The organism is Nitrobacter sp. 62-23, from assembly GCF_001897285.1.
Classification (GTDB): Bacteria; Pseudomonadota; Alphaproteobacteria; order Rhizobiales; family Xanthobacteraceae; genus Nitrobacter.
Map to the genome: position 1 here is coordinate 47,178 of NZ_MKSM01000003.1, position 22,708 is coordinate 69,885.

Consider the following 22,708-nt stretch of genomic DNA (forward strand, 5'->3'; position numbering starts at 1 on the left):
TCCTCCAAAAATCGGCGGCCGGAGTCCGGCCGAAGTTTATACGGAAGGTAGGCTCAGGGGTCGGCGAAAACAAGGATTTAGGCCCCGGCAGGTTTAAAAGGAGCCCGGTAACGTTATGACTTTAGTCGATGATGAACGCGGCGGAACATGCAGCGGATTTCGAACAGCCGCGCTCGCTGTGAACCATTCCGCTAGAAAACGAAGGCCGGCGGGCGTTCGAGACCCGGCAGCACCGGAACGGACGCATCGAACAGAGGTCGGTCGCCGAAATCGGAGTGCGAATGCGTAATGAGCATCGCCCGCGGCGTACTCATGGCGAACACCCCGACCAGGCGTCCCTCCTCGCCGAGCTGCCGGTAGAGCAGCTCCGGCGTCACCTCGGTTGCACCCTCCAGGATGATCGCGTCATAAGGTGCGTTGGCCGGCGCGCCTTCAGGCGCTGCGGCGTTCACGACGCTTACCTGCCCAAAGCCGAGCGTTGCGAGAATGCCGGCCGCTTTCGCCGCCAGGACCTTGTCGCCTTCGGTCGCCGTCACCCGGCCCGCAAGCTGCGCAACCAGCGCCGCGGTGTAGCCGGTCGCGCAGCCGACCACGAGAATGTTGTCGGTGCTCTTGATGTCGGCGGCCTGGATCATCTTTGCGACCACCATGGGCTTGATCAAAAACCGCTTCGGCGCACCCTTTTCGCTGACGTCCAGATCGAGATCCATATAAGCCAGCGCGCGGCGATCCTCCGGAACGAAGACCTCGCGCGGCAGCGCCAGCATCGCGTCGATGATCCTGGAATCGGTGACGTCGGCGGGGCGCACCTGCCCATCAACCATATTTCTGCGAGCGGTCGAAAAGTCAGACATCGGCGATCCTTGACCCCTGCAAAAGTTCCCCGAGGACTAAGGCACCCCCACGATCGATGCAAGCATTTGGTGGAACGGACATTGCCCGCCGTAGCATTTTGTCGCAGCGTTTTCCGTCGGTTGCAGATCGTCCGGCGGGTGAAAATTTAGCCCCGCCGCTCTCCCTTTGGGTAGCGACCCCGGATTGCCCATTTCCCGCTTTGCAAGCGTGGGAGGCTTTGTTATAGGCTGCCCTGCCTGCGATGATGTTTCGCATGTTCCCTGGTAGCTCAGCGGTAGAGCATTCGACTGTTAATCGAATGGTCGCTGGTTCGAATCCAGCCCGGGGAGCCATTTAAAGTCAGATGGTTACTTTGTGTGAGCGCCCATGAGGCGCTTTTTCGTTGGCGCCTCCATCGAAGGCCCCAATGGGCGCTGCCCCGCTTTATGGCGTTTTCGAGCGAAGCGGACACCGGTTCGTGAGAAAAAAACGCGTCAAATCAAAATCATAGAGCGCCGTCTCTGATTCCATCAGAAGCGAAAAACTCTACGCCCCCCGGGTTAGTCTTTCACACCCGCCCGACGACGCTTTTCTTCCTAACTGCAAGTCCTCACCTGCCTCGACAGAGACCCTTCTGTGGATAATCCTGTACACAGCCTGTGGAAAACTGCTAAAATTACGGCCAATTTAGCTAACTAAGCTCCTGCAATTAGAACTTTTATTTTTCCTTTGTTGTGTGGTGTCCAGTTGCGTGGTGTCCAAATGAAAAGATTTCATTTGCTTATTCTTGCGGCTTCCATTGCCGGAGTTTCGTCGCCTGCGTTCTTCGTTTCGGTGATACCTGCACAGGCGAGCCAATGCAGCACAGAACGGCCGGCCCACGCGCGATCGTATTGGTCCTATCGTCTCATAGACGGTCGGAAATGCTGGTATGCAGGCAAGCCGATGCTGCCGAAATCAATGTTGCACTGGTCATCGACTCAAACGACGCGAGCACACAAAGCGAAACATGATAACGATGTGGATACGTCCGAGGCCCGTCGTCTCAAGGTTCTGATCGATGAGAATGCAAAGCTGAAGAAACGGCTGGCCGATCTGGATGCCTACCGCAAACTAAACGGCCTTCCAGCGAATTACAGTCTCTTGGATGCGCAGGCTTCGATTCAGGACGACTCTTTCGAAGCGCGTTGGCGCACGCGATTCCTCGAAGCAATCGAAAAATAGCACCCGTAAGCCGAAGGGAGATTACAAGGACGTAGCCGAGTTCGCTCGGCGCGTGATTTCCCCAGCGCCTTTTCGCTTCTGATGAAATCAGAAGCGGGCTCTCGGATTCTTATTTGTGGCAACCAGCCCCGGGAGCCCATTAGGCGACGGCCTTTCGCCCCGGCCTAATCCTGATCCGCTCCTACCGCCGTGCGACCGGATGACCAACCGTTCGACTTTGCCCCGCAACTTTAACCGGCGCGCAACTTTTTTGCCCAAGGCTTGCATGAAAGGAGGTCATGGACGGTGAACCATACGCGCGATCCCAAACGCGGCAGTCTCAGTCAGTTTTCCGCGATGCGAAAGTCCTCGCTCGGACAAGGGTCATCGCGGCTCGCGCACTGGCCGCCTCCGTTCCGCAGCACCGTCGCGAAGCCGAAAATCATCCGGCATAAACCGGACGAGAAGCCGCAACGGGCGAAGCCACGCGGCTGGCGCCTAACACGGGCGATGTTCTCCGAATTCGAGGAAGAGGGATAGCCACCAATACCTGGCTCGTCCCTGCCCGATTTTTCAACCGGTCGGTCTCTCACCCGGTCTTTGGCTTTTTGGCGAGCGCCTTCATCTCGCGAAACCGCTTCGCCCAACCCTCGCGCACGGCCTGTTGCCCGCGCCCGACCGCGAGCGCGTCATCCGGCACGTTGCGCGTGACCACCGAACCCGATCCCACATAGGCGCCGGCGCCGACCTTCACCGGCGCGACCAGCGACGAATTGGAGCCGATGAAGGCGCCTTCGCCGATCTCGGTGCGGTACTTGTTGAAGCCGTCATAGTTGCAGGTGATGGTGCCCGCGCCGATGTTGGCGTTCGCGCCGACATGGGCATCGCCGACATAAGTCAGGTGGTTGACCTTGGCCCCGGCCTCGAGGGTGGCGGCCTTGGTCTCGACGAAGTTTCCGATCTTCGCGCCCGCGCCGAGCGAGGTTCCCGGCCGCAGCCGCGCATAGGGACCGACCGACGCGTTGCTGCCGATCGATGCCTGCATGATATGGGAGAACGCGTGGATCACGGCGCCGTCGGCGATGGTCACGCCCGGCCCGATAACCACGAAAGGCTCGATGGTGACGTCCTTGCCGAACGAGGTGTCGGCGGCCAGAAAAACCGTCTCGGGGGCGGTCATGGTCACGCCGGAATCGAGCGCCGCCTTGCGCAGCCGCGCCTGCATGACCTGTTCGGCCTCCGCCAGTTGAGCCTTGGTATTGATGCCGCGCACCTCGTCCTCGCCGGTTTCGATCACTGTCGCCCTCAGGCCGGAGTCGCGGATGATGCCGACCGCATCGGTGAGATAGTATTCGCCCTTGCTGTTGGCGTTGCCGATTTTGTCGATGACCTTCAGAACGGTCTTGCCGTCGAATGCCATGACGCCGGCGTTGCACAGCGTGATGCGGCGTTCATCCGCACTGGCGTCGGCCTGCTCGCGGATCGCCGTCAGCCGGCCATCCTCCACGATCAGCCGGCCGTAGCCGGTCGGATCGGCGGCATCAAAGCCGAGGACGGCGAGCGCCGCGCCAGCCTGCAACGGCGCCCGCATCCGGGCGAAGGTGTCGGCCGAGATCAGCGGCGTGTCGCCGAACGCGATCACCAGGTCGTCGGCGCCGCGTGCGATGGCTTCGCGCGCGGCCAGCACGGCATGCGCGGTCCCGAGGCGCTCGTGCTGGATGAACGTCATGGCGTCCGGCCGCACGCGTTTTGCTTCGCTCGCAACCGCCTCATGGCCCGGACCCACGACGACGGCGAGCGACGTTCCCGGACCGCGCGGCGCTGCAGCCAGCACATGCGCCAGCAGCGTCTTGCCCGCCACCGGATGCAACACTTTCGGCAGCGAGGAACGCATTCGCGTCCCCTCGCCCGCGGCCAGCACGATGGTCAGACAGTTCCGGCCGGTCATCCAAGCCCTCATTATTCCCAGGCGCGTCATGCGCCGCCGCCGTCATAAAGTGTTTTTGCCCGCAGGGGAATCCGCCACCGGTTTCCTGAGACGGGACGGATTTCCTGTTAGCATCTGGCCATGATTCGGAAGTGCGGGGTCCGGCGTCATCAATTATGGCGAAGAATCAAAAGGATTTGATCGGGAGTTCGCCCGCGGATGGAAGCGGCGGGCGACAAAGAAGCTTTCTGGCCAGTGAGACCGAATTCGATCGGCGGACTCTCTTGCGGCTCGGATCTTGGGGACTGGGCTCGATCACCGCCGTGATCATCGCGGTTCTGGCGCACCGCGCCGGAGGCCGGCAAGCACAGGTTTCCGCAGCCGATCTGGCCAGTCAATCGCAGCAGATTCAATCGATCGCGAGGGGCAGCGAAAACGAAGTAAGACGCCTGTCCTCCGCCATCGACACGTTGAACAATGATCGCGACCGTTTGTTTGCACGCGTCACCGTACTCGAACAGGGACTCGATTCGGTCACTGGGTCCATCAGCCGAAACACCGCCGCAACGCCAAGCCTCTCCGCGCTGCAGGCGATCCCCCCTGGCCCACCATGGACGCCCGACGAGCCAAACCCCGATGCCTCGAGGGCAACCGCGTCGGTCACGAACGCGCACCCGCCTCCGGCGCTCGCACCCGTTGCTACCGCCGCTCAGGCCGAAACAGTCGAACCGCCGGCCGCAAAGACACCGGCTGTAAAGATATCGGCCGTAAAGACGCCGGCCGCGATGCCGCCACCTGCCAGCCCATCGCCCGTGGAATCCTCACCCGCAAACCCGCCGTCCACGATCTCTCCCTCGGCAAATCCGGCGGCCGCGGCGAAGCCCCCGGCAATGGCCGCGCCGGCGATGCCGGTGACATCACGGGCCGCATCGAAACCTGCGGCGATCGCGCACGATCCTTCCGCAACAGGACCCGGCAAGCCGGATGAAACAGCGGCCACGACGCCCGCAAAGCCTGGGCCGCAGAAAGACGGCGAGCCTCATAAAAGCGGCGATACCAAGAACGACGCCAAGAGCAAGGGGCCGCCGATCGTCATATCCGGTCCCGCAACCGCCGTACCACCCTTACCTCCCGCCCCGATTCCAGCGGCGCATACCGATTTCGGCATCGACCTCGGCAGCGCCAATTCGATCAAGGGTTTGCGGTTATTATGGCGAAGTATCCTGAAATCGGAGGCGAAAGAGCTGACTTCGCTGCGTCCGATCATCGCGCTGAAGGAACGTAGCAACGGCGCGCGGGGCATGCAGTTGCGGCTTGTGGCCGGACCGCTGTCCGACGCAGCGGAGGCGGCGAAGATCTGCGCCGTCCTGTCTGAGAACGGCCGAACGTGCGAAACTGCCATATTCAATGGCCAGCGCCTCGACATGGAAGAAGGCAAGGAGAACACAGCCGTCTCCGCGATAAAAAAGCCGGCGACATGGGCGCATGCGCCATCGCGACATCGGCACAACCGAAGAGCGGCGCACACCGAAGAACCATTGTCCCAGCCTCCGCCGACGCCGCAAGCGGCCCCGGCGCCACCGCCACCGCCACCGCCACCGCCGCCGTCCCAGGAATCACAGCCGTCGCCACTCAATTCTTTCTTTTCACGCTGAATACGCGACCGCGCGCGTTCGGCTAGAGCAACCGGTTTTCGAAAAAAATCATGTTCAAGCAAAAAGATAAGCGACGAGTCTGATGCATCGCAGTTGCACCGGACACTCGTGTGAAGCCCAAATTCAAAACTCCATTAGAGCGGTTTCGAGCAAAGTGGAATCCGGTTCGCGTGAAGAAAACGCGTCAGATCAAGAACCGAGAGTCTTTCACCGTTTCCGTGAAATGGTGAAAAGCTCTAGAAACCTGATAGTTGCTGGCGATCCTTCGATTCCAATATTTGCAGGAACTTCTGCCGCAATGGGCAAATGTTGAAATCCGACCACCAGCGGATTGCCGGGCCGATCGTTCCGGATCATATTGGCCTCATGAAAAAAGATCCGTTCCGGCTGACACCTTACCAGGTGCAATGGCTGCTGATCATCGGGTTCCTGAGCGTCGGTTACGCGCTCTATCTGCGCTACCTCGCGGTCGAACTGTCCACGGTTTCGCTGGCATGCGACGGCGGCCTGCAAACCATGCTGTGCCGGAGCCGCAGCGTCGCGACCTACCTGTTTCGCAACCACGTCTTCGGCATCGCCGCGCTGGTCATTGCCGTGCTGCACGTGATCCGACCGTCGATCGTGCTGTTGACTGCGGGGCTCGCCGCCGCCGGGTTCGGAATCGTTCTCTACAATGTCGGCCTGTCCGGTCTCGCGATCGGCCTGCTTATCCTGGGATTTGCGCGGCCCGCGCCCGCCACAGCGTGATGCCGAGCATGGCGTAAACCACGCAGGTCCACAGCGATTGCCAGTTTTTCGGGCCTTCGTTGAACCCGATATAGATGGCTGAGATCACCAGCAGTCCGGCGAAAACCTGTTCCGCGATCGGACGGCTACCGGTAAGCGGGCGATTGAGCCAGGCCAGCGCCCAGTATGGCGCCACCGCCATCGTCAGCGCGGCGAATGGAAAGTCGCGATAGCGGGGGTCGAAGACGAAGCCGAGCGCCGTCTCGGCCGCGATCAGGGTCGTCACCAACAGCGTGATTCCCAGCATGACCGATAGCGCCGAGCCGGTACGGCCGGGGCGCGGCCCCATTAATTCGACGAATGTCGGCAGCGCGCGTCCGGACATCAGCGCGTTTGCGCCCAGCAGCGGCGAGAGGATTCCGGCCGCCAGCAGCAAGCCCCAGCGCAGGGAGTTGCCGAAACCATAGCTTTCGTAACACAGCTTGTCCGCGGCCACCCCGAGCAGGATTCCCGCGGAAGTCGCCGACACCGCAACCGCAATCCAGGACGTCCACCGCGGTTTCCAGGGCTTCCGCCGCAACGTCAGCATGGCGACCATGAAAACAAGAACGCATAAGCCCATCCCCGCGCCCATCTGGATTTTCCAGAGCGGATAATTGCTGACGGGCTCGCCGGGTGGATATTTCAGCTTCCGCCCAACCGCGTCGATCAAACCCCAGTTGCCGCCAACCGTCCCCTCGAGCTCACGCTTCCAGGGCTGGTCGTAGGCCTCGATCAGGTTGACGCGAAATTTCTCGCGCTTGGCCATGGCGAGAATTTCGGACACTACGCGCGCCTGGTTGGCGCGCGACGGCAACGCGCCCTCCCGCATCCGGCCCGCGCTTGGCCACCCGGTCTCGCCGATCAGGATTTCCTTGGCAGGGAACGCCACAGCGACCTGCTTGCGGATGGCGTCGACATGCGCGGCCGCGTTGCGCGCGCGGATCGGAAAGTCCTCCCAATACGGCAGGATATGGATGGTGACGAAATCGACCGCGTCATAGACCTCGCGGTTGCGCAGCCAGTATTCCCAGACGTCCGCGTAGGTCACCGGCACGCTCACCTGCGACTTCACCATGCGAATGTTGGCGGCGAGATCGGCGGCGGTCATTTCCCCACGCAGCAGGACCTCGTTGCCGACAACGAGCGCGATGATGGTGTCGGGATTTTCCTTCGCCAGCCCGACCGCGACGTTGATCTGGGCGAGGTTCTTCAGGCGGTCGTTGCCGAGCCAGATGCCCTGGATCACCTTGAGACCGACCTTTGCCGCCAGGGCCGGCAGCCGATCGAGGCCGTTCTCGATCGAATAGGTCCTGACGCATTTCGAGATCGTGGCCAGTTGGGCAAGGTCCTCGGCGATCTGCTCAGGTGGAATTTCGGTGGTTGCGACCAGCGGGGTCTGTTCGCCCCGGAAAGGAGCGTAAGACACGCATTCCAGTTTCGCGGCCGGATCGATCGGCGCGCGCGCAAGCCGGATCGGCGCGCCGAGCCACCACCATACCGCCGCAATCAGGCTGAGCGAAATGACGAGAAGCGCCAGTGGCGTACGAAACGAAATCGGCCCCATCCTCCGCGAGACGAGTCGTCGATTAGCCGGTCAAGACGCGTCTGCCAAGAGCGGCGGCCGGACAGCCACAACCTTATCAGGCTACGGCTTCACCACGGTCAATTAAACCAGCCGGCTTGCTGGACAAAATCCAGAATTTCCGCCATGGAAACCGGTGATACCTCCGCCGTATTGGGGACCAATTTAAGCGGCATCTGACACCTGGATACAAGGTGGCGGTTGCCGCCATGCGGTCGCGGCAGCGAGAGTCGGGGGACTTCATGCGTCGAGTGCTGTTCAGATTCCACAACGCGTTCCTGCGCGGCCTTGCCGTTCCTGGCTTCGCTCTGCTGTTCAGCATCGGCGGCGCGATCGCTCAAAGCGGCGATCTGCGCGCGCAGGATCAGAACAAGCCGCCTGCGGCCAACTCGACCAATGCGGCTGATACCGCCAAGGACAGCCAGCGCAAAACCGACGAATTTGCCGAAGCCGCGCGCGTCATCAATGGACCGGCGGGAAACCCGGAATGCGTCTGGCTCGGCCGTCGCGTGGTCGTTCTGATGTGGCGCGACGATCTGGACACGGCCTTTCGCCATCTCGACCTCTATGACCGCTTCGGCTGCCCCGGCGGCCACGTTCAGGCGGCATTCCGCTGCCTGGTCCGGTTCGGACCGATCGACCCCAAGGCGCCCGATGCGCTGAGCGGCCGCGTTCATGCCTGCTGGATCAATCCGGACGCGCAGCCGGCCGAGCCCGCCGCCGCAGCACCCGCGCCGGCCGCAGGCACAGCACCGGCCCCCGCGTCTCCGCCGCCGGCACAGCCGGCGCCCGCCCCCGCCCCGCCGAAAAAATAGCTGTCGGGGCTGCGAAGGAACGATATCCGAATTTCGAGGTTAAGGCGGTTGACCGCCCTCAAAACGCCACGGCGTCATACGAGTTGTTAAATCGCTTGGCGGAATTATCTTTGCCGATAGGTCGGGCCTAGGGGACGGGTCCGCGGTCCTGTTTTGCTCGCTCCTTATGGTTTAGTCGCGATGCGCGCTGTCGTCGCCGTTCTTTTGTTCGTGACCGCTGCACACGCCGCTCTCTGGGGGCTTCTTCAGGACAGGCAACAGGCCCCCGACTTCAAGGGTGTTCTGAACAGCCTGTCCTACGCGCCCTTCGAAGGGACGGCGCATCCGGATATCGACAATATTCCCACCGTCGAGAAAATCCGGTCCGACCTGAAAGCGCTGGCGCCCCTGACCCGCGGGATCCGCCTGTATTCGTCGACCGGAGGCGTCGAACTTGTCCCCCCGATCGCTCATGAATTCGGCCTCAAGGTCATGGTCGGCGCGTGGATCGACAAGCATGTCGAGCGCAACGAGCGCGAGATGCTGGCCGCCATCGACCTCGCCAAACACAACAGCAACGTCAACGGAATCGTCGTCGGCAACGAAACGATCTATCGCGGCGATCAAAAAGTCGCGGATCTGATCAAGCTTATTCAGCGCGTGAAAGGTTCCGTGAATGTACCTGTGACAACAGGCGAAATCTGGAACATCTGGCTGGAGCACCCTGAGCTTGCATCGTCGGTCGATTTCATCGCCGCGCACATCCTGCCTTATTGGGAAGGCTTTCCGAGCAAGCAGGCCGTCGATCAAGCCCTCATCATCTATCAGAAACTGCGCGATGCATTTCCCGGCAAACGGATCGTGATCGCTGAATTCGGCTGGCCCAGCGCCGGGTACAATCTCCGCAACGCCGATCCCGGTCCGTTCCAGCAGGCGGTCACGCTTCGCAACTTCGTCACCAAGGCCGAATCGATCGGCATGGAATACAACATCGTCGAAGCCATCGATCAGCCGTGGAAGTTCTTCGAGGGCGGCGTCGGTCCCTACTGGGGCATTCTCAACGCGGATCGCGAGCCCAAATTTTCCTGGACCGGCCCCGTTGTCAATGAAGCCTACTGGAAGCTCGCCGGCATTGCGCTTCTGATCGGAATCCTGCTGTCCCTTCCCATCCTGCGGCTGGCCACCCCCACGGTGATGCAGGTCATGGTGCTTGCGGCGACCGCCAACGGCGTCGGGGCCTGGGTCGCAACGGTCTTCGCCTATTGGACGAACCATTACTTCGTTTTCGGTTCGGCTTTCGCGCTGACGCTCGGCCTGACCCTGCTGGTGCCGCTGATCCTGATCGCCATGGCGCGCATCGAGGAGATCGCGGCGGTGGCGTTCGGACGACGCCCGCAGCGGCTGATCACGCGGGAGATGGCGGCGATGCAGGCGGCGGCCGGCGCGCCGCTGCCCAAGGTCTCGATCCACGTCCCGGCGTATTTCGAGCCACCCGAGATGCTCAAGCAGACGCTCGATGCGCTCGCGCGCCTCGACTACCCGAATTTCGAATGCGTGGTGATCATCAACAACACCCCCGACCCGGCATTCTGGCAGCCGATCCAGGACCACTGCCGCGCGCTCGGCGAGCGTTTCAAGTTCATCAATGCTGAAAAGGTCGAAGGCTTCAAGGCTGGCGCGCTGCGCATCGCCATGGATCGCACCGCCGCCGACGCCGAGATCATCGGCGTCATCGATGCCGACTATGTGGTGCAGCCGGACTGGCTCAGGGACCTGGTGCCGGCTTTCAACGATCCGCGCGTCGGCCTCGTTCAGGCCCCGCAGGATCACCGCGACGGCGACCGCTCGCTGATGCACTACATCATGAACGGCGAATATGCAGGCTTCTTCGACATCGGCATGGTCCAGCGCAACGAAGCCAACGCCATCATCGTCCATGGCACGATGTGCCTGATCCGCCGCGCCGCGATGGATATGGCGGGAGGCTGGGCTGGCGACACCATTTGCGAGGATACCGATCTGGGCCTCGCGATGGCCGAGCACGGCTGGCTCACGCACTATACCAACACCCGCTACGGTCACGGTCTGCTGCCCGACACCTACGAAGCGTTCAAGAAACAGCGTCACCGCTGGGCCTATGGTGGTTTCCAGATCGTCAAGAAGCACTGGCGCCGTTTTCTGCCGGGCGCGAGCCGGCTTTCGCCGGACCAGAAGCGCGAATTCACGCTCGGCTGGCTCAACTGGCTCGGTGCCGAAAGTCTGGGTGTCGTCGTTGCGATCCTCAACCTGATCTGGGTGCCGATCGTGGCGTTCGCTGATATCGCTATCCCGGACAAGATCCTGACCCTGCCCATCATCGCGGCGTTCGTGGTGTCGCTGGTCCATTTCGTGGCGCTGTACCGCCTGCGCGTGCCGGTCAAGACCGCGCAGATGCTGGGCGCCATGGTGGCCGCCATGTCGGTGCAATGGACGGTGTCCCGGGCGGTCGCGCAGGGACTGATCACGGAGCACCTTGCCTTCGCGCGCACATCAAAAGGCGGCCTGTCGCGGATGTCGATCGAGTTTCAGGCGTTCTGGGAAGCGGTGATCGGCGTCCTTCTGCTGGCCGGAGCGGCCGTGCTGATCGCGTCCAACCAGTACAAGGGAGTCCACGAGATCTACATCTTCGCGGGCGTGCTGGTGCTACAAAGCCTGCCCTTCCTGGCTGCCGTCGCGATCGCCTCCCTCGAGATCTCGCGCATCAACGAATTCTCGTTCTGGCGCAATGCCCGCATCCGCAGCGCCGAATTGATCGGGCTGCGGCGCGCGCCGATACCGATTCAGACGAACACGTCCGGGTCGGCCAGCCCTGAGATCCAGCGCGAAACAAGCTGACCCGGCCAACATCCGCCGTTTGGTGACTGCTGGAAATCCCGCCTGTAAGTCATGGATCCGATGAACTGTTTTAACAGTCCGGACCTCAAGCCGATCGGGCAGGTTTTTCGTCAAGCTCAAGCACTTCCATGCGAAATGCACAGTCGCGGCATGTTCCGCGCCGCGTTTGTGCTGCAAAAACAAAAACCGCCCGTGGGCATACGGGCGGCTTTGCCTTGGAGGCTCGACGATCCGGAGTTTCGAAAATCCGGATCAGCGATTGTTTGCCGTCACCAGACGGGCTTCACGAACGGTGGTCCTGGAATCGGCGGTACGAAGGCAAGACGCTGCGAAATTCGGCCATGTCTGCTGCGAGCAGGCAGTCGGCGCCGGACGGATGTCGAGACGGTCGCCCTTGGCGAGCGGGACCGGCGTGCTGGCCGAAACCTGCGGAGCGAAACCCGGGAGAATGGTGAGGGCGGCTGCAATGAACGCTGCAACCGCGACGGCGGAAAGAGCCTTGATCATGACGGTCCCCTGTTTTGAGCCTTGCCGTTTGCGGCTTGCCGGCCCGATTGGTTGGGCGGATTGATAGCCGGCTCCGGTTTCGCGATGTCTTCGCTGCCTCCGGAAAGTGGTTTCATTGGCCGGCGAATTGTTTCGCCTTCGCTTGCCCGACGAAACAAAACCCTGAAAACTTCAGTGATTTCAGTGATCTTGCTGCCACCCTGATAAGACGCGTTAAGCCCTGAAACGGTTCGGTCGAGGGAGGAAAATAAAAATCGGCTTCGTCCGCCATGACGGCGGAACCCGGCTCGCTTGCGGCCTCAAAGCGGCCGCGCTAGAGGGGGATATGTCACGCGTCGCGCTCTATCCCGGATCGTTCGACCCCGTTACCAACGGCCATCTCGATGTCGTCAGGCACGCGGTCGTCCTGTGCGACCGGCTGATCGTCGCCATCGGTGTCCATCCGGGCAAGACGCCGCTATTCTCGGCGCAAGAGCGTCTGGCGATGGTGCGGGCGGCGTTCGCGCCGGTCGCCGCCGAAGCTGGCTGCGCTTTCGATTGCACCACCTATGACGGTCTCACGGTCGTCGCCGCGCAAAAGGCCGGTGCCGCGATCCTGATCCGCGGCCTGCGCGACGGCACCGACCTCGACTATGAAATGCAGATCGCCGGCATGAACGAGGCCATGGCGGGCGACGTGCATACAGTGTTCGTCCCGGCTTCGCCCGCCATCCGCCCGATCAGCGCCACACTGGTGCGTCAGATCGCGGCCATGGGCGGAGACGTGTCGGCCTTCGTCCCGCAAGCGGTGGTATCGCTCCTCAAGACCAAATTCGCCGGCTGAATGAACCAGCCTTCCTCTGATCCGGAGTTGTCATGATTAGAATCCTTGGCCTCGTCGCCGCGCTGATGTTCGCGATCCCCGCTTTCGCTCAACCCCTGCCCGCCAACATCGACAAGCAGAATGCGATCGTGATCGACACCACGAAGGGTCGCATCGTCATCGAGTTGCGGACCGACATCGCGCCAAAGCACGCCGAGCGCATCAAGCAACTCGCCCGTGACGGCTTCTATAACAACGTTCCGTTCCATCGCGTCATGGACGGCTTCATGGCGCAGACCGGGGACGGCCAGAATTTCAACGGCACCGGCGGCTCAAAATATCCGAACCTCAAGGCCGAGTTCTCCAATGTGCCGTTCAAGCGCGGCGTGGTCGGAATGGCGCGCGCGGCAAGTCCGGACTCGGCGAACTCGCAGTTCTTCATCGCCTTTGCCGACGCCTCCTTCCTCAACGGCAAATACACCGTGGTCGGCAATGTGGTGTCCGGCATGGACGTGGTCGACCAGTTGAAGAAGGCACCGGCCGGTTCGGCCAGCGGCACCGTCACCGATCCGGACAAGATGCTGAAGGTTCAGGTCGCCTCCGACATCAAGTGACGGCGTAACGTGCGGCTGCGCTCCATCCCGGTTGCGATCCTGCTTATCCTCGCCGGAATCTTCGGAGGGGGACAAGCGCTCGCGCAGGAAGACGGAGTTTCCAACCTGGCCGCCATGTCCGAGCGATTGAAGGGATGCTGGCAACCGCCGGACTTGCCGCGCGGAAATCCCGGCATGGAGATCACCGTGCAGTTCACCTTCAAGCGCGACGGCAATCTTCTGGGTCGTCCCCGGATCACCTATGAGACGCACGAGGCGACGGACGACGAGCGCATCATCTACCGGACGGCCGTGATGCAGGCGTTGCAGCGCTGCGTTCCGATGCCATTTACCGCGGGCATGGGTGCCGCAATTGCGGGCCGTCCCCTGACCATCCGATTTGACGATCGACGAACCCATCCCAAACCGAAAGAGAAGAGAGCATGGCTGACAACGACAACACTTTGATTCTCGAAACCACGCAGGGACCCGTGACGATCCAAATGCGTCCCGATCTCGCACCCGGTCATGTTGCGCGGATCAAGGAGCTGGTTCGTGAAGGGTTCTATGACGGCATCGTCTTTCATCGCGTCATCGACGGCTTCATGGCGCAAACCGGATGCCCTCAAGGAACCGGAATGGGCGGCTCCGGCCAGAAGTTGAAAGCCGAATTCAACCGGGAACCCCACGTACGCGGCACGGCATCCATGGCGCGGGCGCAGAGCCCGGATTCAGGCGACAGCCAGTTCTTCATCTGCTTCGATGACGCCACGTTCCTTGACGGACAATACACCGTCTGGGGCAAGGTGATCGAAGGCATGGAGAACGTCGACAAGATCAAGCGCGGCGAGCCGGTGCAAAATCCCGACAAGATCGTCAAGGCCAGGATTGCCGCGGACGCGGCCTGATCGTCGATTCCAACATTCCAAGACCGAAGCAATGGCCGGATGTATTCCGGCCATTGACGTTTCGGGCATGCAGGTTCAGGGACGGGCTAGTGGTCCGATTCTAACATTTGCATCCCGTTGCGGCAGGGAGTTCTTGCAAATGTTAGAATTAAAGGACCACTAGCAACTATCAGGTTTCTAGTGGAGTTTTGAATTTGACATTCGCCTGATGGGTTTGCTGCAAAGTGGGTGGCGAATGTCAAATTCACTCCACTAGTGGTCCGATTCTAACATTTGCATCCCGTTGCGGCAGGGAGTTCTTGCAAATGTTAGAATTAAAGGACCACTAGCAACTATCAGGTTTCTAGTGAAGTTTTGAAATTTTGACATTCGCCTGACACGTTCGCTGCAAAGTGGGTAGCGAATGTCAAATTCACTCCACTAGAACCGTCAGCTTGATCATCCGATGCGAACCGATCTCTTCGATTTTGAACTGCCCTCCGGGAGCATCGCGTTGCGCCCTGCGAGCCCGCGTGATTCCGCCCGGATGCTCGTCGTGCAGCCGGCAGCCGGTTTGCACGACCAACACGTGGGCGACCTGGCGAACTGGCTGCGACCCGGCGATCAGCTCGTGGTGAACGACACAAGGGTGATTGCCGCGCAATTGCATGGCCGCCGCATCGGCCGGGGAGCCGAGCCGAGAATCGATGCAACGCTGATCAAGCGCCTCGACGGCTCGCGGTGGAAGGCGCTGGTGAAACCAGCCAAGAAACTCGACGCGGGAGATATCGTCCGCTTCGGCAACGAGGGACGGGTGTGTTTTCTCGGACATCTGGATGCGAAGGTCGAAAGCAAGGGCGAGGAAGGTGAGGTCACCCTCGCCTTCTCATTCCATGGCCCGACGCTGGATCAGGCCATCGCCGATCTTGGCTCGCCGCCGCTGCCACCGTACATCGCCTCACGACGCGCGCCGGACGATCGCGATGCAGCGGACTATCAGACCATGTTCGCCGCTCATGAAGGCGCAGTCGCAGCACCAACCGCTGGGTTGCACTTCACGCCAGCGATGGAAGCGGCGCTGCGCGACCGCGGCGTTGGCATCAACCGTCTCACCCTGCATGTCGGCGCGGGAACCTTTCTGCCCGTCAAAGCCGAGGACACCGGTGGGCATCGCATGCATCCGGAATGGGGCACGATCTCCGCGGAGACCGCCGAGGCGCTGAACGCAGCGCGCGCGAATGGCGGCCGGATCGTCGCGGTCGGAACGACATCGCTGCGGCTCCTGGAAAGCGCGGCGACGGAGGACGGCCGGGTCACCCCGTTCACCGGCGAGACCTCGATCTTCATCACGCCGGGCTATCGCTTCCGCGCCGTCGATATCCTGATGACGAATTTTCATCTGCCGCGCTCGACGCTGTTCATGTTGGTGTCGGCCTTCAGCGGTCTGGACACCATGAAACAGGCTTATGCCCACGCGATCGCCGGCGGCTACCGATTCTATTCCTATGGCGACGCCTGCCTGCTGTTCCCGGCAGCGCCTGCCGCATGAGCCTCGCCAATCATTTCGAGCTGCTCGGCCGCGACGGCGAGGCTCGCACCGGCCTTCTCACCACGCCGCATGGCGCGGTGCGAACGCCGGCGTTCATGCCCGTCGGGACGCAGGGCGCCATGAAGGGCCTGCAATGGCGCGAGGTGCGCGACGCCGGGACCGATATCGTCCTCGGCAACACCTATCACCTGATGCTGCGTCCCGGCGCCGGGCGGGTCGCAGACCTCGGCGGCCTGCAGAAATTCACCACCTGGAATGGTCCGATGCTGACGGATTCCGGCGGCTTTCAGGTGATGTCGCTGGCGCAGTTGCGAAAAGTGAAGGAACACGGAGTCACCTTCCGATCCCACATCGACGGCGCAGCGATCGAATTGACGCCGGAGCGCGCGATCGACGTACAGCGGCTGCTCGGCTCCGACATCGCGATGCAACTCGACGAATGCGTTCGTCTGCCGGCCGGGCGCGACGACATCGAGCGCGCCATGCAGCTCTCGCTGCGCTGGGCCGAGCGCAGCAGGCGCGCCTTCGAGGGAACACCCGAGGGACGCATGCTGTTCGGAATCGTTCAGGGCGGCGACAATCCGGAACTGCGGCACGCAAGCGCGCGCGAATTGACCAAGATCGGTTTCCACGGCTACGCCATTGGCGGTCTTGCGGTCGGCGAACCGCAAACCGTCATGCTCGCGATGATCGAGGAGACAGTTCCGTGGATGCCCGCGGACCGGCCACGCTATCTGATGGGCGTCGGCACGCCTGACGATCTGGTGGAAGCTGTCGCGCGCGGCATCGACATGTTCGATTGCGTCATGCCAACGCGGAACGGACGTCACGGCATGGCCTTTACCCGCTTTGGCCAGATCAACCTGCGCAACGCGCGTCACGCTGACGATCCGCGACCGCTTGACGAGGAGAATTCCTGGCCGGCATCGCGGACCTATTCGCGAGCGTATCTGCACCATCTGGTGCGATCGGGCGAAACGCTGGGCGCGATGCTGCTATCCGGGATCAACATCGCATATTACCAGAACCTGATGCAGGCCATGCGAACGGCGATCGCCGAAGGAACCTTTCAGCAATTCCGCGAACGGACGCGAGAAGATTGGGCGCGCGGCGATATTGCCGCGCACTGATCACGGGTGACCGCGGACGATATCCTGTTTGCAGGAAATGCGCTGGACGACATGTTTGGTCACGAAACCATAACCGCAGGTGTCGCAGGTCCACAGGTGGCCAATGACATTATCCGGCATGTATGCGGATGCTTCCGCCGCGATCATCGTATCCGCACACACCGGGCAGGCCGGACGATCGGTTCCGCGCCGCGCGGAATGCGTCAGGGCGGTCGACGGGATTTCAGCAATTGCTGGCATCGTGACCTCCTCTTTGCTCTTTGATTTGATCAGCCCGGGCTTTTCATACTCTCATTGTTTGACGATGTCGCAACACAAATGCGTTTCTTTTACGATTCTAGAAATCCCGTTCTGATATTGGCCTCCGGTTTTTCGAGCCTCCTTCCGAATGTGAGAATCGAAGGACCCCTACCAAATACAAGTTGCTAGTGGACACTCCATTTGGAGCCCTTCCGTTTTTTCGCGGTGCAACGGATTGCTGTCGCGAGCGCGGCGCTTGCCGCCGGGCGCCGGCTGACCTTATGGAAAGGGTGGGCGTTGTTTCAGCGCAAAATTCAAGGAGGCTGACATGGATACGAAGTCGAATACCGATACGTCGCGCCGTGCCGGCCGGGGCCGCGTGTTCGACAGCATTGTCGATGCGGTCGGCGACACTCCGATTGTCCGGTTGTGCAGATTGCCGCAGCAGCACGGCGTGAACGCGACAATTCTGGCCAAACTGGAATATTTCAACCCGGCCGCGAGCGTGAAGGACCGCATCGGCGCCGCGATGGTCATCGCGATGGAAAAGGCCGGCAAGATTCACGCCGACACCGTCCTGATCGAACCGACGTCGGGCAACACGGGCATCGCCCTGGCCTTTGTCGCAGCCTCGCGCGGCTACCGCCTGAAACTGGTAATGCCGGAATCGGTCTCGACCGAGCGTTGCAAGATGCTGTCGTATCTCGGTGCGGAAATCGTTCTGACGCCAGCGGCGGAGGGCATGAGGGGATCCATCGCCATGGCCGAGGAACTGGTGCGCACCACGCCACACGCCGTGATGCCGCAACAGTTCAAGAACCTCGCCAATCCGGAGGTTCACCGGCGCACCACGGCGGAGGAGATCTGGAACGATACGGGGGGAAACGTCGATTATATTGTGGCAGGCGTCGGCACCGGCGGCACCATCACGGGGGTCGGACAGGCCCTGAAGCCGCGCAAGCCGACGCTGCGCGTGGTCGCGGTGGAGCCCGAAGAGAGCGCGGTGCTGTCGGGCGGCCGGCATTCGCCGCACAAGATTCAAGGAATCGGCGCGGGTTTCGTGCCGGAAATTCTGGATCGTTCCGTCATCGACGAAATCATCAAGATCGACAGCGCCACGGCGCTTGAGACCGCACGCGCGCTGGCGCGCAGCGAAGGCATCCCCGGCGGAATTTCGTCGGGCGCGGCGATCGCGGCCGCGCTTGCCATCGGCGGACGCCCGGAAAGCGCGGGCCAAACGATCCTTGCCATCGTCCCGTCGTTCTCGGAGCGCTATCTCTCGACCGCGCTGTTTGAGGGGATTTGATTGCGAGCGAACTCTTTGAGAGTTTGTTTCAACTGCGTCGAATCAGACTCGTCGCTCATCTTTTTGTTGGAGCATGATCTTTTTCGCAAACCGGTGCCTTCGGGATCAAGCTGTATAGCGTTTTCGAGCGAAGTGGATACCGGTTCGCGTGAAGAAAACGCGTCAAATCAGGAATCTAGAGTTTCACCGTTTCCGTGAAATGGTGAAAACTCTAGACAGAGAGCAGGAAGATCAGGAACGCGACAGCGAGATATTGGCGCCCCTGAACTGTCCGTCTGAGCGGATGACGACGTCCTGCCGGTTGCCATTCGTGGTCAGCTTCAGCTTCGCCGTAAACGCGGGAGCGCTGACGTCGACGTTGAACTGGCCGTTCCCCGCGCGTCCTTCAAGCGTTCCGCCGACATTGCGGCTGGTCTCGCGCCAGTCGCCAGACAGAATTCCGCCGCGCGCAAGCACGTTGCTCTTGAGTTCGAACTTGTAGCTGTCGCTGGCGCACAGCAGCGTCTGATTGAGGCCCTGCGCGTCGCCGCTCACCGCGTAGGTGGCTTTGCAGCGGATTTTTTCGCTGGAGCCGTCCTCGAGCTGTATGGTACCGCGTCCAGTCCAGACGCCGCCCAGGCCCTCAAACGGGCCGGCGTCCGCGGAAGCCGCGGACACCGACAACAGCACCGCAGCGCCGATGGCCGTTAATCCCCGTGACATAGCAATCCCCAGTCCCATTGCCGCCAATCCCGAATCTACTGACGTGACGCTTCCCAGCGACCGCTGCACGGCACTCCGGCGGATGCGCTGTTCCACTTGCCGGACCCCGTATTGCCGCTGAGCTGGCCATTGGCGAACGCGCCACGGATCGACACTTTCACATAACCCTGGTTTCCAACGCTACCGGTAACGTCAGCACCAGCCGCCGAAACCTTACCGTGACTGACGGTGAGAGGGTATTGCGCGACCGGGTCACAGCTTCCCGTCTTGGTGACAACCCTGACATTCCAAAGGCCGTCATAATCCGTTCCGGCAAGAGCCGGAATCGCGAAGCCCGCAGTCAGGGCACATGAAAACAAAACAGTTCGAACGCAAGCAACGCGCATGGATCAGATCCTCGATTTTGTGATTCCCGCGTTATTCCGGTCGATTGTGTTCAAAATGAGCGGCGATGCAAATCCCGTCGGCAGTGCTTCACTGCCAAGGTTAATTTGCACGCCATTTGGATTTCCATTCTGATTCTAATAATCAACAATAAATCCAATACATTATGATTGTTTCTTAAAAGTATGAGGTAGCTGGTCTGTCGCCGGATGCGGGGACGAAATGACCGGATGAAGAAAACGCGTCGAATCAAGAGGTCAGAGTCTGATGCAACAAAGTTGGATTAGACTCTGGAACCCCGGCCTGTGCAAGGATTGGTGAGCGCGGAGGGACTCGAACCCTCGACCCCATGATTAAAAGTCACGTGCTCTACCACCTGAGCTACGCGCTCACTTGCTGCGCTGTGTAGGGGTCCCCCCCGCACGGGTCAATAGTTGCAGGGTCCGGCGCGTAATTGAGGGATGGAGATAAAAGTGGAGCGGCTCCCGGCTCGCATCCCGCTCCAAGATGTTGCAACCATGATTTTAGATCGATTCGATCCAAATCATCGTGATTTATCCGCCGTTGCCGTTCTCGTTTTCCTCGCGGATGTGCTCGACCGACACCACGTGCTCGTCATCGGCCGTATTGAAGACGCGAACGCCCTTGGATGCGCGGCTGGTGATGCGAATGCCCTCCACCGGCACGCGAATCAACTGGCCGCCGTCGCTGACCAGCATGATCTGGTCCGACATCTCGACCGGGAACCCGGCCACGAGGTGACCGATCTCGCCGATCTTGGTCGGATCGGAGGCGCGGATGCCCTTGCCGCCGCGACCTGACACCCTGAACTCGAACGACGACGACCGCTTGCCATAGCCCTGCGCGGTGACGGTGAGCACGAACTGCTCAGCCGCGCCCATCTCCACGTAACGGCCCTCGGGCAGCGATAGATCAGTGTGCGCGGCCTCGTCGGCCTCCGGCGTTGCTTCTTCGGGCTCGATATCCTCGCCGGTCGCGGCGCGACGGATCGCGCCGGACTGCTTGAGGTAGGCGGCGCGCTCGGCCGGCGTCGCCTCGAAGTGGTGCAGGATCGAGAGCGAAATCACCCGGTCGCCGCCGGCCAGCGCGATACCCCGCACGCCCATCGATGTCCGGCCCGAAAACACGCGCACGTCGGTCACCGGGAAACGGATGCACTGGCCGCCGGCGGCGGTCAGCAGCACATCGTCACGCTCGGTGCAGATCTGTACGTCGACGATCGCCTCGCCCTCGCCGAGCTTCATCGCGATGATGCCGGAGCGGCGGACGTCGACGAAATCGGACAGCTTGTTGCGCCGGACCGTGCCGCTGGTGGTGGCGAACATCACATCCAGATTGGCCCAGGACGACTCGTCTTCCGGCAACGGCATGATGGTGGTGATGCGCTCGCCCTGCTCGAGCGGCAGGATGTTGATCAGCGCCTTGCCGCGCGCGTTCGGCGCGGCCATTGGCAGACGCCACACCTTTTCCTTGTAGACTTGGCCGCGCGAAGAGAAGAACAGCACCGGCGTGTGCGTGGACGCCACGAACAGGCGGCTGACGAAATCCTCCTCGCGGGTCTGCATTCCGGAGCGGCCCTTGCCGCCACGCTTCTGCGCGCGGTAGGTCGACAATGGCACCCGCTTGACGTAGCCGGCGTGCGAGACGGTCACGACCATGTCCTCGCGCTGGATCAGGTCCTCGTCCTCGACCTCGCCTTCCTGCTCGACGATGACGGTCTTGCGCGGAGTGGCGAATTCGGCTTTCACCGCCAAGAGTTCGGTCTTGACGATCGCCTGCACGCGCGCGCGCGAGCGCAGGATATCCAGATAATCGGCAATCTCGACAGCAAGTTTGTCGAGTTCCTCGGAGATTTCCTCGCGGCCGAGCGCGGTCAGGCGCTGCAGGCGCAGATCGAGAATGGCCCTCGCCTGCTCCATCGACAGCCGCGCCGTGCCGTCCGGCGACATGCGGTGGCGCGGATCGTCGATCAGCGTGATCATCGCCGCCACGTCCTTCGCCGGCCAGTCGCGCGACATCAAGGTCTCGCGCGCACTGTTGGGATCCGGCGACTCCCTAATCACGCGAATGATCTCGTCGATGTTGGCGACGGCGATGGCGAGACCGACCAGGATGTGGGCGCGGTCGCGCGCCTTGTTGAGCAGGAACTTGGTGCGACGCGTGACCACCTGCTCGCGGAACGCGACGAACAGCGTCAGCAGGTCTTTCAGGTTCATGAGCTGCGGCCGCCCCGCATCCAGCGCCACCATGTTGGCGCCGAAATTGGTTTGCAGCGGTGTGAACCTGTAGAGCTGGTTGAGCACGACCTCGGGGACGGCGTCGCGCTTCAGTTCGACCACAACGCGGAAACCCTCGCGGTCGGACTCGTCGCGCAGGTCAGAGATGCCGTCGATCTTCTTCTCGCGCACCAGGTCGGCGATGCGTTCGACCATGCTGGCCTTGTTGACCTGATATGGGATCTCCGAGACGATGATCGCCTCGCGGTCCTTGCGGATGGTGTCGATCGAGACCTTGCCGCGCATCACGATCGAGCCGCGGCCGAGATGGTAGGCCGAACGGATGCCCTGCCGTCCCAGGATAATGCCGCCGGTGGGAAAATCCGGCCCCGGAATGATTTTGATGAGATCGTCGATCGGAAGCGCGGGATCGTCGATCAGCGCCACACAGGCGTCGACGACTTCGCCGAGATTGTGCGGCGGAATGTTGGTGGCCATGCCCACGGCAATGCCGCCAGCGCCGTTGACCAGAAGATTCGGAAACTTCGCCGGAAGAACCGACGGTTCCTTCTCGCTGCTGTCGTAGTTCGGCTGAAAATCGACGGTGTCCTTGTCGATGTCGTCGAGCAGCGATTGCGCAATCTTGGTGAGGCGGGATTCGGTGTAGCGCATGGCCGCCGCCATATCGCCGTCGACCGAGCCGAAATTGCCCTGCCCGTCGATCAGCGGCACGC

General features: G+C 61.7%; 21 protein-coding genes and 2 tRNA genes. 12 read left to right on the forward strand and 11 right to left on the reverse strand.

Features of this window, described 5'->3' with window-relative positions; all coding sequences use genetic code 11:
- Window positions 1–191 precede the first annotated feature (191 nt).
- Window positions 192–854 carry a protein-L-isoaspartate O-methyltransferase gene (locus BGO16_RS00475; RefSeq protein ID WP_292616139.1) on the reverse strand — a complete coding sequence of 221 codons (663 nt, stop codon included), beginning with the start codon at window positions 852–854 and terminating at the stop codon, window positions 192–194.
- A 258-nt stretch (window positions 855–1,112) separates the two neighbouring features.
- Here BGO16_RS00475 and BGO16_RS00480 point away from each other — a divergent pair.
- Both BGO16_RS00480 and BGO16_RS00485 read left to right on the forward strand, forming a co-directional pair.
- Window positions 1,113–1,187 (forward strand) — tRNA-Asn (locus BGO16_RS00480).
- Window positions 1,188–1,596: 409 nt separating this feature from the next.
- Complete coding sequence (locus tag BGO16_RS00485) at window positions 1,597–2,058, forward strand: hypothetical protein (protein ID WP_292616140.1); 462 nt, start codon at window positions 1,597–1,599, stop codon at window positions 2,056–2,058.
- 568 nt (window positions 2,059–2,626) lie between these two features.
- Here BGO16_RS00485 and glmU read toward each other — a convergent pair.
- From glmU to BGO16_RS00500, 3 genes are all read right to left on the reverse strand, one after another.
- Window positions 2,627–3,985 (reverse strand): bifunctional UDP-N-acetylglucosamine diphosphorylase/glucosamine-1-phosphate N-acetyltransferase GlmU, encoded by a 1,359-nt coding sequence (glmU, locus tag BGO16_RS00490; protein ID WP_292616142.1) that lies wholly within the window; start codon window positions 3,983–3,985, stop codon window positions 2,627–2,629.
- A gap of 688 nt (window positions 3,986–4,673) precedes the next feature.
- Window positions 4,674–4,964 (reverse strand): hypothetical protein, encoded by a 291-nt coding sequence (locus BGO16_RS00495; protein ID WP_292616145.1) that lies wholly within the window; start codon window positions 4,962–4,964, stop codon window positions 4,674–4,676.
- 39 nt (window positions 4,965–5,003) lie between these two features.
- Complete coding sequence (locus BGO16_RS00500) at window positions 5,004–5,681, reverse strand: hypothetical protein (protein ID WP_292616148.1); 678 nt, start codon at window positions 5,679–5,681, stop codon at window positions 5,004–5,006.
- A 304-nt stretch (window positions 5,682–5,985) separates the two neighbouring features.
- Here BGO16_RS00500 and BGO16_RS00505 point away from each other — a divergent pair, with 304 nt between their 5' ends.
- Entirely contained in the window at window positions 5,986–6,366 is a 381-nt protein-coding gene (locus BGO16_RS00505) for a hypothetical protein (protein WP_292616151.1), read from the forward strand.
- On the opposite strand, the gene BGO16_RS00510 is transcribed toward BGO16_RS00505, so the two are convergent.
- On the reverse strand, window positions 6,326–7,951 hold the full coding sequence (locus BGO16_RS00510; RefSeq protein ID WP_292616154.1) for a beta-(1-6) glucans synthase: 1,626 nt from the start codon (window positions 7,949–7,951) through the stop codon (window positions 6,326–6,328). The genes BGO16_RS00505 and BGO16_RS00510 overlap by 41 nt on opposite strands.
- Window positions 7,952–8,211: 260 nt before the next feature.
- Between BGO16_RS00510 and BGO16_RS00515 the strand changes: the two genes are divergently transcribed.
- Together BGO16_RS00515 and BGO16_RS00520 are read left to right on the forward strand one after the other, a co-directional pair.
- Window positions 8,212–8,784 (forward strand): beta-1-3, beta-1-6-glucan biosynthesis protein, encoded by a 573-nt coding sequence (locus BGO16_RS00515; protein WP_292616156.1) that lies wholly within the window; start codon window positions 8,212–8,214, stop codon window positions 8,782–8,784.
- Between the two features lie 180 nt (window positions 8,785–8,964).
- On the forward strand, window positions 8,965–11,637 hold the full coding sequence (locus tag BGO16_RS00520; protein WP_292616157.1) for a glycosyltransferase: 2,673 nt from the start codon (window positions 8,965–8,967) through the stop codon (window positions 11,635–11,637).
- A 252-nt stretch (window positions 11,638–11,889) separates the two neighbouring features.
- Here BGO16_RS00520 and BGO16_RS00525 read toward each other — a convergent pair whose 3' ends face one another.
- Window positions 11,890–12,144: a hypothetical protein gene (locus tag BGO16_RS00525; protein WP_292616159.1), complete on the reverse strand. Its 255-nt coding sequence runs from the start codon at window positions 12,142–12,144 to the stop codon at window positions 11,890–11,892.
- 325 nt (window positions 12,145–12,469) lie between these two features.
- Here BGO16_RS00525 and coaD point away from each other — a divergent pair, with 325 nt between their 5' ends.
- The 6 genes from coaD (at window position 12,470) to tgt (ending at window position 17,105) form a co-directional block, all read left to right on the forward strand.
- On the forward strand, window positions 12,470–12,967 hold the full coding sequence (gene coaD, locus BGO16_RS00530; RefSeq protein WP_292616162.1) for a pantetheine-phosphate adenylyltransferase: 498 nt from the start codon (window positions 12,470–12,472) through the stop codon (window positions 12,965–12,967).
- 32 nt (window positions 12,968–12,999) lie between these two features.
- Complete coding sequence (locus tag BGO16_RS00535; RefSeq protein WP_292616165.1) at window positions 13,000–13,560, forward strand: peptidylprolyl isomerase; 561 nt, start codon at window positions 13,000–13,002, stop codon at window positions 13,558–13,560.
- Between the two features lie 9 nt (window positions 13,561–13,569).
- Entirely contained in the window at window positions 13,570–14,007 is a 438-nt protein-coding gene (locus tag BGO16_RS00540) for a hypothetical protein (RefSeq protein ID WP_292616167.1), read from the forward strand.
- Window positions 13,983–14,447 carry a peptidylprolyl isomerase gene (locus BGO16_RS00545; protein ID WP_292616169.1) on the forward strand — a complete coding sequence of 155 codons (465 nt, stop codon included), beginning with the start codon at window positions 13,983–13,985 and terminating at the stop codon, window positions 14,445–14,447. Before BGO16_RS00540 ends, BGO16_RS00545 begins: the two co-directional genes overlap by 25 nt.
- Before the next feature lie 445 nt (window positions 14,448–14,892).
- Window positions 14,893–15,975, forward strand: coding sequence for a tRNA preQ1(34) S-adenosylmethionine ribosyltransferase-isomerase QueA (gene queA, locus BGO16_RS00550; protein ID WP_292616171.1), 1,083 nt, complete (start codon window positions 14,893–14,895; stop codon window positions 15,973–15,975).
- On the forward strand, window positions 15,972–17,105 hold the full coding sequence (gene tgt, locus BGO16_RS00555; RefSeq protein ID WP_292616173.1) for a tRNA guanosine(34) transglycosylase Tgt: 1,134 nt from the start codon (window positions 15,972–15,974) through the stop codon (window positions 17,103–17,105). Before queA ends, tgt begins: the two co-directional genes overlap by 4 nt.
- Here the strand turns inward: tgt and BGO16_RS00560 are convergent, their stop codons facing one another.
- On the reverse strand, window positions 17,106–17,345 hold the full coding sequence (locus tag BGO16_RS00560; RefSeq protein ID WP_292616175.1) for a hypothetical protein: 240 nt from the start codon (window positions 17,343–17,345) through the stop codon (window positions 17,106–17,108).
- Window positions 17,346–17,673: 328 nt separating this feature from the next.
- Between BGO16_RS00560 and cysK the strand changes: the two genes are divergently transcribed.
- Complete coding sequence (gene cysK, locus BGO16_RS00565; RefSeq protein WP_292616177.1) at window positions 17,674–18,651, forward strand: cysteine synthase A; 978 nt, start codon at window positions 17,674–17,676, stop codon at window positions 18,649–18,651.
- Between the two features lie 231 nt (window positions 18,652–18,882).
- Here the strand turns inward: cysK and BGO16_RS00570 are convergent, their stop codons facing one another.
- From BGO16_RS00570 to gyrA, 4 genes are all read right to left on the reverse strand, one after another.
- The gene (locus tag BGO16_RS00570) at window positions 18,883–19,371 is read right to left on the reverse strand and encodes a hypothetical protein (RefSeq protein ID WP_292616179.1); all 489 of its coding nucleotides are present in this window, start codon (window positions 19,369–19,371) and stop codon (window positions 18,883–18,885) included.
- A gap of 17 nt (window positions 19,372–19,388) precedes the next feature.
- Window positions 19,389–19,739 carry a hypothetical protein gene (locus BGO16_RS00575; RefSeq protein WP_292616181.1) on the reverse strand — a complete coding sequence of 117 codons (351 nt, stop codon included), beginning with the start codon at window positions 19,737–19,739 and terminating at the stop codon, window positions 19,389–19,391.
- Window positions 19,740–20,052: 313 nt separating this feature from the next.
- A tRNA-Lys gene (locus tag BGO16_RS00580) sits at window positions 20,053–20,128 on the reverse strand.
- A gap of 163 nt (window positions 20,129–20,291) precedes the next feature.
- Window positions 20,292–22,708 (reverse strand): DNA gyrase subunit A (gene gyrA / locus BGO16_RS00585; RefSeq protein WP_292616184.1); only part of this gene is annotated, 2,417 nt, incomplete at its 5' end.